The sequence below is a fragment of the Phaeobacter sp. JH20_37 genome (assembly GCF_048056015.1).
GTDB lineage: Bacteria > Pseudomonadota > Alphaproteobacteria > Rhodobacterales > Rhodobacteraceae > Phaeobacter > Phaeobacter bryozoorum.
In genome coordinates, this window is sequence record NZ_JAYMWW010000006.1 from 135,338 (window position 1) to 153,001 (window position 17,664).

General features: G+C 62.7%; 16 protein-coding genes. 7 read left to right on the forward strand and 9 right to left on the reverse strand.

The window, feature by feature from the left end:
- Positions 1–9 precede the first annotated feature (9 nt).
- From speB (VWZ87_RS02845) to VWZ87_RS02855, 3 genes are all read right to left on the reverse strand, one after another.
- A complete protein-coding gene (gene speB / locus VWZ87_RS02845) occupies positions 10–957 on the reverse strand; it encodes an agmatinase (protein ID WP_340545892.1) in 948 nt (315 codons plus the stop codon).
- Positions 954–1,919 (reverse strand): agmatinase, encoded by a 966-nt coding sequence (speB, locus tag VWZ87_RS02850; protein ID WP_416534220.1) that lies wholly within the window; start codon positions 1,917–1,919, stop codon positions 954–956. The genes speB (VWZ87_RS02845) and speB (VWZ87_RS02850) overlap by 4 nt, the downstream gene beginning before the upstream one ends.
- Positions 1,920–2,007: 88 nt before the next feature.
- Complete coding sequence (locus VWZ87_RS02855) at positions 2,008–3,183, reverse strand: M20 aminoacylase family protein (RefSeq protein ID WP_416534221.1); 1,176 nt, start codon at positions 3,181–3,183, stop codon at positions 2,008–2,010.
- A gap of 64 nt (positions 3,184–3,247) precedes the next feature.
- Between VWZ87_RS02855 and mazG the strand changes: the two genes are divergently transcribed.
- The 3 genes from mazG (at position 3,248) to VWZ87_RS02870 (ending at position 6,043) form a co-directional block, all read left to right on the forward strand.
- A complete protein-coding gene (gene mazG, locus VWZ87_RS02860) occupies positions 3,248–4,084 on the forward strand; it encodes a nucleoside triphosphate pyrophosphohydrolase (RefSeq protein WP_416534222.1) in 837 nt (278 codons plus the stop codon).
- Positions 4,085–4,157: 73 nt separating this feature from the next.
- Positions 4,158–4,850 (forward strand): M48 family metallopeptidase, encoded by a 693-nt coding sequence (locus VWZ87_RS02865; RefSeq protein ID WP_416534223.1) that lies wholly within the window; start codon positions 4,158–4,160, stop codon positions 4,848–4,850.
- Between the two features lie 197 nt (positions 4,851–5,047).
- Positions 5,048–6,043 (forward strand): LLM class flavin-dependent oxidoreductase, encoded by a 996-nt coding sequence (locus tag VWZ87_RS02870; protein WP_416534224.1) that lies wholly within the window; start codon positions 5,048–5,050, stop codon positions 6,041–6,043.
- 30 nt (positions 6,044–6,073) lie between these two features.
- Here VWZ87_RS02870 and VWZ87_RS02875 read toward each other — a convergent pair whose 3' ends face one another.
- The 4 genes from VWZ87_RS02875 to VWZ87_RS02890 all read right to left on the reverse strand — a co-directional run bounded on the left by VWZ87_RS02875 (position 6,074) and on the right by VWZ87_RS02890 (position 11,062).
- Positions 6,074–6,616: an RSP_2648 family PIN domain-containing protein gene (locus VWZ87_RS02875; protein ID WP_416534225.1), complete on the reverse strand. Its 543-nt coding sequence runs from the start codon at positions 6,614–6,616 to the stop codon at positions 6,074–6,076.
- 21 nt (positions 6,617–6,637) lie between these two features.
- Positions 6,638–7,852: an RSP_2647 family RNA methyltransferase gene (locus tag VWZ87_RS02880; protein ID WP_416534226.1), complete on the reverse strand. Its 1,215-nt coding sequence runs from the start codon at positions 7,850–7,852 to the stop codon at positions 6,638–6,640.
- A 110-nt stretch (positions 7,853–7,962) separates the two neighbouring features.
- Entirely contained in the window at positions 7,963–8,256 is a 294-nt protein-coding gene (locus VWZ87_RS02885) for a hypothetical protein (protein ID WP_340545900.1), read from the reverse strand.
- Positions 8,246–11,062, reverse strand: coding sequence for a glutamine-synthetase adenylyltransferase (locus VWZ87_RS02890; protein WP_416534227.1), 2,817 nt, complete (start codon positions 11,060–11,062; stop codon positions 8,246–8,248). The genes VWZ87_RS02885 and VWZ87_RS02890 overlap by 11 nt, the downstream gene beginning before the upstream one ends.
- A 480-nt stretch (positions 11,063–11,542) precedes the next feature.
- On the opposite strand from VWZ87_RS02890, the gene VWZ87_RS02895 reads away from it, so the two are divergent.
- The 4 genes from VWZ87_RS02895 (at position 11,543) to VWZ87_RS02910 (ending at position 14,032) form a co-directional block, all read left to right on the forward strand.
- Positions 11,543–12,010: a DUF2852 domain-containing protein gene (locus tag VWZ87_RS02895; RefSeq protein WP_416534228.1), complete on the forward strand. Its 468-nt coding sequence runs from the start codon at positions 11,543–11,545 to the stop codon at positions 12,008–12,010.
- A 172-nt stretch (positions 12,011–12,182) separates the two neighbouring features.
- The gene (locus VWZ87_RS02900) at positions 12,183–12,614 is read left to right on the forward strand and encodes an RDD family protein (protein WP_416534229.1); all 432 of its coding nucleotides are present in this window, start codon (positions 12,183–12,185) and stop codon (positions 12,612–12,614) included.
- Between the two features lie 208 nt (positions 12,615–12,822).
- Positions 12,823–13,644, forward strand: a complete 822-nt coding sequence (locus VWZ87_RS02905) for an arginyltransferase (RefSeq protein ID WP_340545904.1) — start codon at positions 12,823–12,825, stop codon at positions 13,642–13,644.
- Positions 13,645–13,648: 4 nt separating this feature from the next.
- The gene (locus tag VWZ87_RS02910) at positions 13,649–14,032 is read left to right on the forward strand and encodes a VOC family protein (RefSeq protein ID WP_416534230.1); all 384 of its coding nucleotides are present in this window, start codon (positions 13,649–13,651) and stop codon (positions 14,030–14,032) included.
- Between the two features lie 208 nt (positions 14,033–14,240).
- On the opposite strand, the gene VWZ87_RS02915 is transcribed toward VWZ87_RS02910, so the two are convergent.
- Both VWZ87_RS02915 and VWZ87_RS02920 read right to left on the reverse strand, forming a co-directional pair.
- On the reverse strand, positions 14,241–16,598 hold the full coding sequence (locus tag VWZ87_RS02915; RefSeq protein ID WP_416534231.1) for a TRAP transporter large permease: 2,358 nt from the start codon (positions 16,596–16,598) through the stop codon (positions 14,241–14,243).
- 16 nt (positions 16,599–16,614) lie between these two features.
- Entirely contained in the window at positions 16,615–17,541 is a 927-nt protein-coding gene (locus tag VWZ87_RS02920) for a TRAP transporter small permease subunit (RefSeq protein ID WP_416534232.1), read from the reverse strand.
- Between the last annotated feature and the right edge of the window lie 123 nt (positions 17,542–17,664).

Below are 17,664 nucleotides of genomic sequence, written 5' to 3' on the forward strand. Positions count from 1 at the left end.
CAGCCGGCCTTATTTGGTTGTCACACCCGGCAGCACACAGAGCAGCTCATACAGCAGGTTGGCCGCTGTCAGCGCCGTGTTGCCCGACGTGTCATAAGGCGGCGATACTTCGACCATATCGCAGCCCACAATATTCAAACCACGCAGAGCGCGGATCAGTTCCAGCGCCTGCGGTGTGGTCAGCCCGCCGATTTCCGGCGTGCCGGTACCCGGTGCATAGGCCGGGTCCAGACTATCGATATCATAGGAGACATAGACCGGCCTATTACCGATATCGCGACGAATTTCCGCACCCATCCCGTGCAGGGAGCGGTTCCAAAGCTCGCTTGCGGGGAAATGCTGAAACCCCCAGCGCTGCGCCTCCTTGAAATCATCCGCCCCGTAGCCTGTGCCGCGCAGGCCGATCTGATAGGTCTTGTCCGCGACGATCAGCCCCTCTTCATAGGCGCGCCTGAAGACCGTCCCATGGGTCTCGCGCTCACCGAACATATCGTCGTTCACATCCGCATGGGCATCGACATGGACCAATGCGACAGGCCCGTATTTTTCCGCAATCGCGCGCAGGATCGGCAGGGTGATCGAATGATCGCCACCCATTGCGACCGGCGTCACGTCGCTGGACAGGATGGCGCTGTAGCTTTCCTGAATGATGCGCAGGCTGTCGGGCAGCGAGAACGTGTTGATCGCCAGATCGCCGATATCGCCAATGTTCAGACTGTCAAAGGGCGCCGCACCGCTGGTCATGTTATAAGGTCGGATCATCGCGCTTTCGGCGCGGATCTGCTTTGGCCCAAAGCGGGTCCCTGAGCGCCAGGAGGTGCCGATATCCATCGGCACACCCAGAATGGCCACATCCAGCCCCTCCAGAGAGGTCGCCTGCGGCAGCCGCATAAAGGTGTTCGGCCCGGAGAACCGCGCCAGATCATTGCCGCTGATCGGCTGGTTAAAGTCAGTCATCGGCCCGTAATTCTCCAGCTCAGAAGACAGATAATGCTCATGGCGACATGCGCGCCTGCGATGGCGGTGGCGCCGGTGGTGTCAAAGGGGGGCGACACTTCGACCACATCGCCGCCCAGGATGTTGATACCGCGCAGGTTTTTCAGGATGGCTTCGGCCTGTGCCGAGGTCAGACCACCCCAGACCGGCGTGCCGGTGCCCGGCGCATAGGCCGGATCCAGACAGTCGATATCGAAGGTCAGGTAAACCGGCCGGTCACCCAGCACGTCGCGGATACGGTGCGCGGTTTCGTCCGGGCCAATCTCATGCACGGTGGGCGCGTCGATGGTGGGCACGCCGAGATTGTCCTCATTGGTGGTCCGAATACCCACCTGAACAGAGGTCTTGGGGTCAATGATGCCGGATTTCACCGCCTTGTAGAACATCGTGCCATGATCGACGCGGCTGAAATCATCATCCTGCCAGGTGTCGCTATGGGCATCGAAATGCAGCAGCGAAATCGGGCCGTATTTCTCGGCATAGGCCTTGAGGATGGGGAAGGACACATAGTGGTCGCCACCGATGGCCACCGAAGCCGTATCGGTCGCCAGAATGCCGCGGATGTGCTCGGTCAGCGCGTCGGGGAAGGCCGCGACATTGGCGTAGTCAAAGGCCAGATCGCCGTAGTCGACAATCGCCAGCTCGCTTGCCGGGCAAATGTCCCAGCCATAGGGGGCATCGGGGCTTTGCAGGGCCGAGGCTTCACGCACCGCGCGGGGGCCAAGCCTGGTGCCGGGGCGGTTCGTCACCGCCTGATCAAAGGGAATGCCTGTGACGGCAATATCCGCATGGGTCAGGTCCTTGGTGTAGCGGCGCCGCAGAAAGGACGTCGCCCCGCCAAAGGTGTTTTCAAAGCTCAACCCCTTCAGGTCGTCGCGGGTGAAGGCCTGATCGACCTGTTTCTTTGCGTCTTCTAGCGCCATGCAGACTGCTCCCTCTTCTCGGGTTGTGGCCATCTCCTAGCGAATGCGCGTGGCCTTGTCATCTGAAAGCCCCCGCGCTGTCGCCAGATCAGCTTGCGGGCTGTGCTTTCTCGACCAGACGGGCAAAAAACGAGGCTCCGACCGGTGCGATATCGTCATTGAAATCGTACCTTGGATGGTGCAGCCCGGCACTATTGCCCTGGCCCAGAAACAGATAGGCGCCGGGACGGGCCTGTAGCATATAAGAGAAATCTTCCGCCCCCATCTCGCGGCCGGCCTCGGCCTCGACATGCTCCGCGCCTGCGATCTCGGCCGCGACGGAGACCGCAAAATCGGTCTTGGCCGCGTCATTGATGGTCGCGGGATAACCGAACTCATAGTCCAGTTCCGCCTCGACCCCGTAGCTGGCCGCCTGCCCGGCCACGATCTCACCCATGCGCCGTATCACCATTTCCTGCACCCTGGGATCAAAGGTGCGCACGGTGCCGTTGATATAGGCCGTATCGGGGATCACATTGTCCACCGTGCCGGTGTGGATCTGCGTCACCGACACCACCAGATCATCCAGCGCGTAATGGTTGCGCGAGACGATGGTCTGGATCGCCTGGGCGATGCCGCAGGCCGCCATCACCGGGTCGCGGGTTTCATGGGGCATCGCGCCATGGCCGCCAACGCCCTGAATATGGATATGGAAACTATCCACCGCCGCCATCAGCGGACCCGGAGTTGTCATGAAATGCCCCTCCGGCAGACCCGGCGCATTGTGCAGCGCGTAGACCTCACCGATGTTGAACCGTTCCATGATCCCCTCTTCGACCATGATGCGCGCACCGCCGATGGCCTCCTCGGCGGGCTGGAAGATCAGCGCCACCCGGCCCTTGAAGTTGCGTGTTTCCGCCAGATATTTCGCCGCACCCAGCAGCATCGTCGTATGCCCATCGTGGCCGCAGGCGTGCATATTGCCGGCATGGGTCGAAGCATAGGCCGCACCGGTCTCCTCCGGGATTGGCAAGGCGTCCATGTCGGCGCGCAGACCGATACAGGGGGCATCCGCCGCGCTGCTCTCCTGACCGTTGATGATGGCCACGATGCCCGTCTTTGCGATCCCTGCATGCAGCTCGTCAACGCCGAAGTCCCGCAGCCGTTCCGCCACGAAGGCCGCTGTTTTCGGCAGATCCAGCGCCAGCTCGGGGATCTGGTGCAGATGCTGCCGCCAGGCTGTCATGTCCTCGGCGTAATCGGCAATTCGGTTCACAACCGGCATGGGGGTGGACTCCTTGGTCAGACTCGGGATTGATGCATCTGACACAGGAACAAGAGCCGCCGCAATGCCCGATACCAACCTGATCCACGATGAAACCGCCGGTATCGACCGGCTCCTGCAGATCATGGCGTGCTTGCGCGACCCACAGCATGGCTGCCCCTGGGATATTGAACAGGACTTTGCCAGCATCGCGCCCTATACCATTGAAGAAGCTTACGAAGTTGCCGATGCAATTGAGCGCGAGGCCTGGGATGAGCTGAAGGGCGAGCTGGGGGATCTGCTGTTCCAGTCGGTGTTTCATGCGCAGATGGCGGCGGAGGCCGGGCATTTCACCTTTCAGGATGTGGTCACCACCATGTCCAACAAGATGGTCGCGCGCCATCCGCATGTTTTTGGTGACGAGAGCCGCGAGAAATCCGCCGACCAGCAGACCGCTGACTGGGAGGCGATCAAGGCCGCGGAGCGCGCAGGCAAGGCGCAACAGGGGACGCTGGACGGTGTGGCCGTCGGCCTGCCCGCCCTGCTGCGCGCCTACAAGCTGCAAAAACGCGCCGCACGTGTCGGCTTTGACTGGCCGTCGGCGGACAATGTGATCGCCAAGATCGTCGAAGAGGCCGCCGAGCTGGTAGAAGCCCGCGATTGCCTGAGCCAGGCCGAGGTGGAGGAGGAATTCGGCGATCTGATGTTTGTGATGGCCAATCTGGGCCGCCATCTGGGGGTGGAGCCGGAAGCCGCACTGCGGGCCGCCAATGCCAAGTTCACCCGCCGCTTTGAAGGGGTCGAGGCCAAGCTCTCCGACCGCGGCAAACGTCCCGAAGACAGTGACCTGGCGGAAATGGACGCGCTCTGGGACGAGGTAAAGGCAGAGGCGCGCGCGGCCACGCCATCCTGCGATGACTGACGCGCTGCCCACCGCCCGGCCTGTCGGGCCACGCGCCTTGTCCGCTCTCACCGCCAGCCCCATATCCTAAAGCATGTTGCGTCTAACCCCCATCCTTCTCGCCGTGATCTACGGGTTGGTCATGTACCGCCTGTCGGTCTGGCGCACCCATCGGGCCCTTGATCAGCAATCAACCGAGCTGGCCGATGCCCGCCTGCGCCAGCTGACGGATCGAATGGCAGCGGCGCTCGGCATCAGCCATATCCCGGTCTATATCTACGAGGTCGATCCGGTAAACGGGCTGGCGGCGCCGGATGGCCGGATCTTCATCACCCGTGGGTTCTATCGCAAATACCGCAATGGCGAGGTCAGCGATGTTGAACTGGCGTCGGTGATTGCACATGAGCTGGGCCATGTGGCGCTGGGGCACGCGCGAAAACGCATGATTGATTTTTCCGGGCAGAACGCGCTGCGCACGGCGCTGATGCTTATCATCGGCCGTTTCGTGCCTTTTGTCGGGCACTGGATTGCCAATGTGCTGACCTCACTGCTGGCGGCGCGGCTGTCGCGCAGCGATGAATATGAGGCCGATGAATATGCCGCAGCACTGCTGACCAAGGCAGGGATCGGCATCGCTCCGCAGAAAAGCCTGTTTCGCAAGCTGGAAGAGCTGACACAGGCCCGCAGCGGCATGGCGCCCGCCTGGCTGATGAGCCACCCCAAGACCGAGGAGCGTATTGCCGCGCTGGACCGGCTCGAACAGCGCTGGAGTAAGGGAAAGAGCTGAAGACAAACCCGCAAGTCATTGTTTTAATGATATTTACCCAATATCAAGCGCAACCGGGCGCGTCATCCCCCTTGGCCCGTGCGGCCGCCATCCCCATCTGTGGGCAACCATTCCGCCGTTGTAGGCGTTTCAGTCAGATATGTCCCTGCGGACACAAGACCTAACGACCCGCCTGGGCGGGCTCCCGGAGACCTACCATGCGCTATTCCGTTCTTGACCTTGCCCCCGTACCCGAAGGCCATGACATCGCTCAATCGCTGCGCAACAGCACTGATCTGGCACAGCGGGCCGAGGCCTGGGGATATCACCGCTACTGGCTGGCGGAGCATCACAATATGCCGGGGATCGCCAGTGCCGCCACCGCTGTTCTGATCGGCCATATCGCCGGACAGACCAAAACGATCCGGGTCGGTGCCGGGGGAATCATGCTGCCCAACCACGCCCCCTATATGGTGGCCGAAGCCTTTGGCACGCTGGCCAGCCTATATGGCAACCGCATTGATCTTGGGCTGGGACGCGCGCCCGGCACGGATCTGCAGACGGCCCGCGCCCTGCGTCGGGGCTTGCAAACCGGTGAGCGCAATCCCGATACCTTCCCGCATGATGTGATCGAGCTGATCAACTACCTTGGCCCCGAAACACCCGAAGCGCGGGTGCGGGCCTTTCCGGGACAGGGCACCAGGGTGCCGCTGTGGATCCTCGGCTCCAGCCTTTATGGGGCGCAGCTTGCGGCACAGCTGGGGCTGCCCTATGCCTTTGCTTCGCACTTTGCCCCCGCCGCGCTGGAGCAGGCGCTGGCCGCCTATCGCAGCGGCTTTCAGCCATCTGAGCATCTCGACGCTCCCCGCGCCATGATCGCGGTCAACGTCTTTGCCGCCGATACCGACCGCGAAGGGCAGCGGCTGAGAACCACCATGCAGCAGGCCTTTGCCCGGCTGCACGAAGGCAAACCCGGCAAGTTGCCGGCTCCGGTGGAGGATATCACCCAGCATATCGCCCCGCCGGTGCTGCACGGGGTGAATGAGGCGCTGCGGATTTCCGCGACCGGCAGCAAGGCAACGGTGGCCGCCGAACTGTCTGGTATTCTTGAGCGGTATCAACCGGATGAGATCATTCTGACCGGGCAGATCCATGACCACGATGCACGGCTGCGATCCTTTGAGATCGCCGCTGAGGTGCTGGCCGACATCTGAGCCGCGCCAAGGTCTCAGCGGCCGAGCACGCTAGGCCGACAGCGCCTTGGCCACCCTTGGCAGCCGCGCCTTCTTCAGCAGCGGGCGCAGCTCCCAGCCGCCGCCTGACAGCCGGTTTGCCTCGGCGAGCACAGCCGCAGCCACGCCCGAAATCCCGTCCGGATCCTGTCGCCACAGATCATAAAGCAGCTGGTCCGGGCCGATCCGTTCCAGCCCCTCCTCGGCAAGCGTGTGGCGTGGGAAGTCCTTGTTGTTGACGGTCACGATCCCGTCGGCATGGCCGGCAATGGCGGCGGCCAGCACATGGATATCGGCCACGTCCGGCAGCCAAAGCCGTGCTTCAACCGCCGCTGTCGGGGTGACGGCAGCCTTTGGCCAGGCCGCAGAGATCAGCGCGATCTCTGCCCGCGCCTGCGGCTCCCCCTCAGGACCGATCTTGCGCGCCGCCCGCGCCCATTCCTCAAGGATGCGCTGTGACCACAGCGGGGTGAAATGGCCAATCCGGGCTGCCCCCAGCAGCATCTCACGCATCACGGTCGGATAGAGGACACAGGCGTCCAGCAACAGTTTCATGGCCTGATCAACCGCAACAGATCAGTCGAGCCGGAAGAACACAGCCTTCAGATAGCCGCTTTCGGCCAGCTGAGGCAGCTGTGGATGATCCGCCCCGGCATACCCGGTGTGCAGCAGCTGGCTGCGCCGCCCGCCGCGCCCGATGCCACGCGCCGAGGCATTGCGGAACCGGCTGAGGTCAGCCGCATGCGAGCAGGAGCACAGCCCCAGATAGCCACCCGGCGCCACCAGAGGGGCGGCCAGTTTGGCAATCCGCTCATAGGCCCGCAACCCCGCCTCAAGCGCCTGTTTCGACGGTGCGAAGGCTGGCGGATCGCAGATCACCACATCAAACTGCGCCCCTTCTTCGGCGAGCTGGGCCAGCACCTCAAAGGCATCGCCCTGCCGTGCGTTGAACCGATCGCCAAAACCGCTGGCACCTGCGCCGTCCCGCGCCAGATCCAGCGCCGGAGCGGATCCGTCGACACAGGTTGCCGTCGCTGCGCCAGCCGCCAGCATCGCCAGACCAAAGCCGCCGACATGGGAAAACACGTCAAGCACATTTGCGCCCGGCCTGACCAGCTTGGCGGCAAAGGCATGATTGTCGCGCTGGTCGTAGAACAGGCCGGTTTTCTGCCCGCCGGTCAGATCCGCCATATAGGTGGCGCCGTTCATGGACACTTCTACCGGCGCCTCGGGGGCGGTGCCGCGCAGGGCAGTGCTGATATCGTCCAGCCCTTCCAGGCTGCGCGTCCGGCCCGAGGCGTTTTTCAATACGGTTGTCACCCCGGTCACCGCCACCAGCGCCTCGGTCAGCGGTTCGATATGGGCTTCGGCCCAGGCGGCATTGGGCTGCACCACGCAGGTATCGCCAAAGCGGTCGATCACCACGCCGGGCAGACCATCGGATTCAGCATGGACCAGCCGGTAGAACGACGCATCATACAGCTGTTCGCGCAGCTCCAGCGCGCGGCGCAGGCGGGCGCTGAACCACTCCACGCTCAGCTCGGCCGCAGGATCGCTGTCCAGCATCCGCGCGATGATCTTGCTTTCGGGGTTGACCGCAACCAGCCCCATCTGCGTCATCGCGTCGTCTTCCAGCACCGCCAGGGTGCCGGGTGCCAGTTTCCGGGTGCGCCGGTCGGTGACCAGTTCATTGGCATAGACCCAGGGAAAGCCGTGGCGCAGGGCACGGGCATTGGCTTTGGGTTTCAGTTTTACGCGGGCGCGCTCGGGCGCGGAGGAAGATGCTGTCATGCGCCTCTCTTACTCCCAACGACGCGCGGTTGAAAGGGCATCCGCCACGCAGAGCCGATGCCTTGGTCGCGTCAGGCTCTGCGGCCCGATCCCGCGCGGCGCAAGTGAGTTCACCGCGGGCGGGAACGCCAGCCGCCGCGCCTGCGAGGCCTGTCGGCAGCCTCCTGCCCCTCGCGCAGAACAGCCGTCATCGGGTGATCGGGATGCACTGCCGCAAGCTGCTCCACGAGCGCGATGGTTGCCACACGGCTGTCGACCCCATCAGGCAGGCTCAGCGCCCAATCCAGAAAGATGCTGCGGCATTCGCCCTCGCCAATCCCCTCGATACGGTAGCTTTCCCGGATCAACCCCTTGGGATCCAGACGCGCCAGCTGCGCCGCATCAACCGTCGCCTCATTCGTCATGGCCTGTCGCCCCCTCTCTCTCCAATGCGGCGGCGATGATGTCACCGCATCTGCCGTAGCTCTCGGTCAGCGTCGCCTCCAGCGCGGCGAGATCGTCATAGCCGGTGCTGCGACACAGAAAGAGCGCGCCGCCCTCTCCCAATGTCCGTGCATCAATTGCCTTGCCCGAGACCAGCCGCGCCGCCGTCTGTACCGACCAGAATAGATCATAGCCGCGCTGCAATTCCGCTGCATCTGCGGCATCCAGCCAGCCACAGGCGACAGCGCCCGCCAGCCCGGCGGCCACGTCCTGCCCGGTGGCATCGCTCAGCAGGACCCCGGCCTGGGCGATCAGCTCGATATCCATCAGCCGACCCGCGCCGGTCTTGGCGTCCCAGGGACCTGTCGGCACCTTGGCAGCGGCCAGACGGGCGCGCATTTTGGCGACCTCGGGCAGGATCGCCGCGCGGCTGCGCGGCGCCCCGAGAAAACCCGCTCGAAATGCGTTGATATCCTGTGCCAGCCCCTCCGCGCCCGGTGCAGGCACAGCCGCCATCACCCGCGCCCGGGTCAGCGCCAGATGTTCCCAGACCCAGGCGTCATTGCGCTGATACGCGCAGAAGCTCTCGAGGCTCGTGGCCACCGGGCCTTGGGTGCCGGAAGGTCGCAGCCGCATGTCCACCTCATAGAGCTGCCCCTGCGACATACGCGCAGTCAGCGCCGTGATCAGCGCCTGGGTCAGCCGCGCATAATACGGGCGTGTCGCCAGCGATCGCGGCCCCTCCGAGGCCTCCGCGGTTCCGGGGTCATAAATCACGATCAGGTCGAGATCCGACAGCGCATTGATCCGCCCCGCACCCAGCGATCCCATGGCCAGAACCGCCGCCCCGCGCCCCGGAGGCGTTCCGTGTTTCTTTGCAAACTGCTGCAGGACAACCGGCGCCACCCCGGCAATCACCACCTCGGCCAGTTCGGCATATTGCGCCCCTGCGGTGGCAGCATCGATCAGCCCACGCAGATGATGCACCCCGATACGGAAATGCCACTCCTTGCACCAGCGCCGGGTGGCATCCAGCTGGGTTTCATAATCCTCTTCCTGCGCCAGCACCGCCGCAAGCGACTGGCAGAGCCCCTCCCGCTTGGGCCAGTCACTGAAGAAAGAGCCGCCGATCACCGCATCGAATACCCCGGAATTACGCGACAGATAGCTCGCCAGCGTACCAGAGGTGCCGACAATATCTATCAGCAAATCAATCAGTTGCGGGTTGGCTTCAAAGAGTGAAAACAGCTGCACACCGGCAGGCAGCCCCGCCAGGAACCCATCCAGCGCCACCAGCGCCTCGGCCGGCTGGGCGGTGCGGGACAGTCGCGCCAGCAGCTCCGGTTTCAGCCGCTCGAATATCTGCGCACCGCGCGCCGAGCGTAGCGCAGGATAGGTCGGCCAGCGCGCCAGGATATCGCCATCCAGAGCCTCCGGCACCGCCGCGGCCGGTTGCGGCCTTGGCACATCCGGGGCAAAGAACCCCTCGGTCAGCTCATGCACCTCCTGCAACCGCCCACGGATCTCCGCCTGCAGCGCCTGCGGGTCGCGGTCCATCAGACAGGCAATCCGGGCAATGCCATCTTCGGACTGCGGCACCCGGTGGGTCTGGGCGTCATGCACCATCTGGATGCGGTGCTCCACCTCGCGGTGGGCAATGTAATGCGCGCTGAGCTGCGCGCAGGCCTCCTGCGGCACCCAGCCCTTGGCCGCGAGCGCGGTCAGCCCGTCGAGCGTGCCGCGCTGACGCAGGCTCTCATCCCGCCCGCCGGCGATCAGCTGCCGGGTCTGGGTAAAGAACTCGATTTCGCGGATGCCGCCACGCCCCAGTTTCATGTCATGGCCGGGCACCGTCAGTGGCCCGCCGGTCCCCTTGTTTTCGCGGATCCGCAAACGCATGTCATGGGCGTCCTGAATAGCCGCGAAATCCAGATGCCGCCGCCAGACAAAGGGGCGCAGCGTCTGCAGGAACTCGGCCCCCGCCTTCAGATCACCGGCGCAGGGGCGCGCCTTGATATAGGCGGCGCGCTCCCAGGTGCGCCCGAGGCTCTCGTAATAGCGCTCCGCCGCCTCCATCGCCATGGCCACCGGTGTAACCGCCGGGTCGGGCCGCAAGCGCAGATCGGTACGGAAGACATAGCCGTCGGCAGTGCGTTCGCTCAGTACCGTGCACATGTTGCGCGTCGCCCGCACCATGCCCTGACGCGCCTCATAGAAGTCGGCCGGATCAAACCGTGTCTCGTCAAACAGGCAAATCATGTCGATGTCGGAGCTGTAGTTGAGCTCATAGGCGCCCATCTTGCCCATGGCCAGCAGGGTCAACCCGCCGGCGGTCTCCACATCGGCCTCGGTCAGGCCCGGCAGTTTCTGACGGCGGATCAGTGCGGCAATTTCCGCCTTGATCGCCCGATCGGCGCAGAGTTCGGCAAATTGCGTCAGCGCCGTGGTCACCTGCATCAGATCCCAGGCCCCGGCCAGATCGCAAAGCCCGCTCAGCAGCGCAAGTCGGCGCTTGGCCTGCCGCAGCCCCGGCTTCAGCTGATCCGGTGCCAAACCGCGCACATCCTCCATGATCTTACCAAGCGCAGCCAGCGGATCAGCCAGTGCGGGCGCCAGCCAGGCGGCCTCGCGGGTGATCAGCTCCTTCAGATAAGGGCTGGAGCCCGCCGCCCCTGCGACCAGGCGCGCCTCATCGCCGCCAAGGTCCGGCACAAGCGCAAGCGCATCGCCGGCCAGATCCGCATCAAATGCCCGTGGAAGGCGCTGAATATCAATCGACTGTCCCATCCGCAGACACTGGGGTGAGACGCCGCCGTCGTCAATTGAGGAAACCACCCTCTGGCCCTGCCAGAGCTCAAAAGGTTACGTAAGGTAAGGAATACCGGAATAGCCCTTTTATGAATGAGACATTAATGCTGGTACTGCGGCTGCGCTCAAGTTCCGGGGGCATGTCAGACAGCGTCTTAGTAACCAGTGAACCAGTGACCGACCGGCACCGTAGTATTGCCCAAATGTCGATACAACGCGTGTTCAGGTCATCGGATATGTATCACAAAGTCTGACAGCAAAGCGCAGCCGTTTATCTCCCCTTAGCCAAAAAATCATCAATTAACACAAACATATCAACAGGTTAATTGTTTCGATCTGCGAAAATGTGAAAAATGTTTACATGCAGGCTTGAAACCGTGCGGGGGCAGTCCGATATTCCATAATGTGAAGCGCATTTACATGGACGCCGAACCTCGCAACGTTAACCTGGAGACCCCGATGACGAGTTACACCTCTACCGCCCCGCACCCGTCCGAACAGGGCTGGTTTTCCCGCAGTGAATCCTGGCTCGACAGCAAAGGCAAAGGCGCCTGGATTGCCGCCATGGTCCTCGGCTTCGTCTTTTTCTGGCCGGTTGGCCTCGCCCTGCTGTTTTACATGATCTGGAGCAAGCGCATGTTCTCGAAATCCTGCACCACACGCCGTAAATCCTGGGCCCGTCATGGCATGTCCGCGATGACCCCGTCCGGCAACAGCGCTTTTGACGCCTACAAGGCCGATACGCTGCACCGGCTGGAACAGGAACAGCATGATTTCGAAGCCTTCCTGCAACGTCTGCGGGCTGCAAAGGACAAATCGGAATTCGATCAGTTCATGCACGAACGCGCGCTGCAGAACGACGATGAGGCCATCGAAATCGATGATGCAGAGGATGACGCGGACAGCCCGCGCAGCAAGCGTCACTGACCAGAGCCAGCTCCGCCCGCATTGGGCGGGGCCTATCCCGGCGGGAGCGGCCTGGCGCCGAAGCTGATGATCAGCCCGCGTGTCAGCCGCCACCCTGGCCAGACGGCCAAACCATGAGCCCGGTTCCCCGCCCCGGTTCTTTCGACCCCGTTATCGCGATAAGGAAGCTTTGATGACCGCCCTGCCCGATCCAGACTACCAGGCTGATTTCTATCAGCTGGTCCCTGCCAAACGTCTGTTTGCCTGGCTTATCGACAGCCTGTTGATCACCGTTCTTGCCAGTATCGCCGTGGTTTTCACCGCCTTTACCGGGCTGTTCATCTGGCCGCTGCTCTATCTGGTGATCGGTTTCATCTATCGTGCCGCAGCCATCGCTTCTGGTTCCGCGACCTGGGGCATGACCGTCGCAGGCATCGAATTGCGCGACCTGTCGGGACGCAAGCTCGACGGTCAGGGCGCATTGCTGCATACCGCCGGATATACAGTCTCCATGGCCTTCCCGCTGCTGCAGGTGATCTCCATCCTCATGATGCTGATGTCCGCGCGCGGTCAGGGGCTGACGGATGCGGTGATGGGGACCGTCATGCTGAACCGGCGCCGCTGATCCGCCGTCTGATTCAAGGCGAAGATGAGCAATCTGTAAACCTTAATCCCAACTGGCCTCTTGGCGCAGTGCGATGGCATTGCTATCATTCAAGATAACCCTGTGGCCAGAATGCCCCGATCTGTCAGCGGCTCCGTGATCAGTGCTCGGCGCCCGCGCGACACTCGGGGCCATTTGTGCCAAGCCCAAACGGACACCTGACCGCCTGATGCGCCACACTCTGCCGATTGCCCCACAGTTCTACGTGACTGCGCCGCAGCCCTGCCCCTATCTGGCAGATCGGATGGAGCGCAAACTGTTCACCGCCCTGCAGGGCGATGGTGTCGAACAGCTCAACAACAGCCTGTCGCAGCAGGGATTCCGCCGCTCGCAGAATGTTCTGTACCGGCCATCCTGCTCCGATTGTTCCGCCTGCCTGTCTGCCCGGATCAATGTCGCCGCCTTCACCGCCAGCCGGGGGCAGAAACGCACGTTGAAGCGCAACGCCGGGCTGGATCGGCGCGCGACCTCTCCCTGGGCGACCGAAGATCAATATGCGCTGTTCCGCAACTACCTCGACAGCCGGCACGCCGATGGCGGCATGGCCGATATGGATGTCTTCGAATATGCCGCCATGATCGAGGAGACGCCCATTCGCAGCCGCGTCGTCGAATATATCGACCGCGACAGCAACGCGCTGACGGCGGTGTCGCTGACCGATGTGCTGGAGGATGGGCTGAGCATGGTCTATTCCTTCTATCGGCCCGATCTGCCGCAAAACTCGCTCGGCACCTTCATGATCCTGGATCACATCGACATCGCGCGCGAGGCCGGGCTGCCCTATGTCTACCTGGGCTATTGGGTGCCAGGCAGCGCCAAGATGGGCTACAAGGCGAAGTTCACCGGGCTTGAAGTCTATCATCGCGGCGCCTGGCAGCCGATGACCGATCCCGACGCCTTTGATGACACGGCGCATCCGCTGTCGACCGATCCGATTGCGGAACAGGTCGCTAATATTCACCTGCCGGAATCGCGCAGCCACAGCAGGTAACCCAATGCAATCTCTTCATGCCGTGACGCTGATTGTCCCGGACTACGACAGCGCGATCGCGTTTTACTGCGGCACCCTCGGATGGCAGCTGGCCGAAGATGTCGATCAGGGGCGCAAGCGCTGGGTCCGGATCCTGCCGCCGGGCGCCCGTGAGGGCAGCCTGATCCTGGCCCGGGCCGACAGTGGTGCTCAAAAGACCATCATCGGCAATCAATTTGGCGGCCGCGTCGGATTGTTCCTGCACACCAATGACTTCGCCCGAGACCATGCCGCCATGCTGGCCGCGGGCGTCACCTTCGACGAAGCACCCCGCCATGAACCCTACGGATGGGTTGCGGTCTGGCGCGACCCGTTCGGCAACCGCTGGGATCTGCTCCAGCTCACCTGAACCGCACGGCGCCGGTCCCATTCGGCACCGCCCCTTCAGCTGCCATCGGCAAACGGCTGCATGGCCAATCTTCTGGCGTCAAATATCCCGGGGTGAATGCGCCGCATGGCGCAGAGGGGCAGCGCCCCTGTTTCTGCTTTCGCCCCGGTGCCGACATGAAAAAAGGGCCCCGCAAGCGGGGCCCTTTGTCGTCTTTGGCTGATTGCAATCAGTTTGGCATCAGCGCCGGCACGATGGTCACGATGGAGGGGAACATCCACAGGATCCCCAGACCCACCACCTGGATCAGCACAAATGGCAGGATCCCGCGATAGATATGGCCTGTGGTCACCTCCTTCGGTGCCACCCCGCGCAGATAGAACAGCGCAAATCCAAACGGCGGCGTCAGGAACGACGTCTGCAGGTTCACCGCAACCATGATGGTCACCCACTTCGGATCGAAGGAGCCGCCGTAGATCACCGGCCCGACAATCGGGATCACGATGTAGATGATCTCCAGGAAGTCGAGCACGAAGCCAAGGATGAACAGCACCACCATCACGATCAGGAAGACCTTCAGCTCGCTGTCAAAGCTCTTGAGGAACTGCTGGATATAGTGTTCCCCGCCAAAGGAGATCACCACCAGATTGAGCAGCTGCGAGCCGATCAGGATGGTGAAGACCATCGACGTGACCTTGGCCGTTTCGCGTACCACCGGTGTCAGCACCCCGCCCTTGAACAGCACCCAGCAACCGTAGAGCAGCCCGAAGAGCGCAAAGAGATAGGCGCCATAGGCCACACCAAAGGCGATGATGGTCTCTGCCGAAACCCCATCCTGCCCATTGATCCGCAGATCGAAGTTGACACCAACCAGGATACAGATCGCCACTGCAAGGGTTGCCCAGATGATGATCCAGCCGGATTTCCCCTGGTCCTGCAGCTTGCGGTAGGCCGCCAGCATGATGGCGCCACCAGCCCCCAGCGCCGCAGCGGGCGTCGGGTTGGTGATGCCGCCCAGAATGGACCCCAGCACCGCAATGATCAGGATCAGCGGCGGGAACACCACGCGGATCAGATCGTTCTGTGAACTGCGCACCGCCGCGACCTTGCACCCATAGAGCGCCAGGAGGCTTGGCAGCGCGATCAGCAGCACGGTGACCCCGGGCGTCGTGGTCGGTGAAATTGCCACGATATCGACCAGCGCAATCAGCAGCACGCCAATCGCCCCCAGGATCAAGGGCTTGGGATCCCGCGAGGGCGAAACCCCGCGACCAACCGCCAGCGTCAGCCCCATCAGCACCATCAGCACGGTCAGACCGGTGCCAATCGGAGCCGCGGCTTCGATCTTGGCGACACGGGCTGCGGCCATCTCGTCCTCGGTCAGCTTGGTTGCCTGGGCAACGCCGCCTGCGTCGTCGATGCTCTTCTGCTCGGCGACGGCGGCATCCCAGGCCTCCTGGCCATGCAGGTCAATCATTGCCGCCTGACAGTCCGCACCCACATTGGTGCGCAGCGATGCCGTCTGCCCCGCATCGGAGAAGGTCGAAACCGTGATGTTCTGGCTACCGATCAGGTTCACCTGGCCCAGCAGCAACGCACCGGCAATCAGCGCCACCGGCACACCGAGGAACCAGGTGAGGCCTTCGCCACGGGTGATCGGCTCGCCAGTACCGCCCTCAAGCACAACTGCCGGAGCTTTTTCCGGATTCAGCAGCGCATAGCCAAAGGCATAGAGCGCATAAAGAAGCGCCAGCAGGATACCCGGCAGCAGCGCGGCCTGGAACAGCGTCCCGACCGAAACAACCGCTGGCTCACCCAGATAGGTCAGCGCATCGGAGCAGCCGAATTCCTGCGCACGGGTTTCCTGTGCGGTGGAATAGAGATCCCCCGCAAGCGTGCCCAGAAGAACGATCACGATGGAGGGCGGAATGATCTGCCCCAGCGTGCCCGAGGCGGCGATCACACCGGTCGCCAGTTCCGGCGAATAGTTGTTGCGCAGCATGGTGGGCAGCGCCAGCAGGCCCATGGTCACCACGGTTGCGCCGACGATCCCGGTGGAGGCCGCAAGGAAAGCGCCTACAACCACGATGGAAACTGCCAGACCGCCGGGCAGCGGACCAAAGACGCGCGCCATGGTGGTCAGCAGGTCGTTGGCGATCTTCGACCGTTCCAGCGTGATGCCCATCAGGACGAACATCAGCACTGCCAGCAGGGTCTCGATCGAGGCACCGGCCAGAACCCGTTCGTTCATACGGTTCACGACAAAGGAGATGTTGCGGTCCATCGCAACTTCCCAACCCTGCGGGAATACCGCCTCGGCGACCCGTGGCAGTTCAGGATATCTGAACACCGATATGACATCCGGCTTGACGCCGGAGCCCACCAGGTCGCGATAGACCTGCGACGAGGTGTCGATGGCCTGGTGAACCAGGATCCCGGCACTGTCGAGCGCCGCAATGATCCCGAAGGAGATGATGCCGGCTCCGCCAATGGCAAAGGCCACTGGAAAGCCGGAGAGAATGCCTCCGAAAAGGCAGAAGAAGACAATGATCAGGCCGATTTCAACGCCATCAAGTCCGAATAGCATGGGGGCTGTCCCTTATTTAATGCGCGCCTTCATAGGCTTCTTCACCTTCACCAAGGCTGTCCTTGTCGAGGTGTTTGTTCTCGCTGCCGGGGCCTTCCACAAACTCAAGATACGAGCGGTAGAAAAACGCGATGGCATGCAGGAAGACGATACCGGCGAATGTCACCAGAAGGATCTTGAACAGGAAGTATCCGTTGAACCCATTGGGGCTGAAGCCGATGGTCTCGATGTTCCAGCGCAGCGCGCGGGATTTCATCACCAGACGCTCCAGCGTGTCCGAGGCCGAGGGCTTCGGCACGATCAGGTGACGCCACAGGAAGTACCAGCCATACATCCAGGTCAGCACGGCGGCGGGCATCATGAAGATCAGCGATCCCAGCATGTCCACCACCCGCTTGGCCCGGAAGCTGATGCCGGAGTAGATCAGATCGACCCGCACGTGGCCGCCCTGCACAAAGGTGTATGTGACACAAAGGCAGACCACCAAGGCATTGTAAAGCTTCAGTTCTTCTGCGAACCAGCTGATGTCTTTTTCCAGCGCGATACCCAGGCCAAAGCTCATGTCCGGGCGCGCAAACACCCGCTGCATGAAGACGATGATGATCTGTTGCAGCACCATCAGAAGACCTGCCCAGGCAAACAGCCGACCCAGCGTGTTGGCAAAGCCCTCCAGTCCGCGCACGACCCCCCACATGATGGAGCGGCGATACATGCCGACCGCCGTCAGCACCAGAAACGCGGTGAAGACAACAAAGAAGAACTCAACCGACCCGCCATAGTAGACGAACCGCATGATGGAAGCCTTGTCCGACCAGTCGAGCCAGAGCTGCGGGTTGGCGACGGCATAGCCGAAGTTGTAAAAGGCGCCCGCGATGTTCTGTACCAGCCAGATCAGGCCGTCCAGTAAGGTCCCGAAAAAGGAAACGCCACTTTCGTCCTGCATTTTTCCCTCGAATAAATGCGTGCAGCGTGGGCGGTCTGGATCGTCATCATAGGGATAATAATCAGGCCGCACGGATCCTGGGACCCGATGGACACTAATGGCGCGAGCCATCCGTGTCGGCTG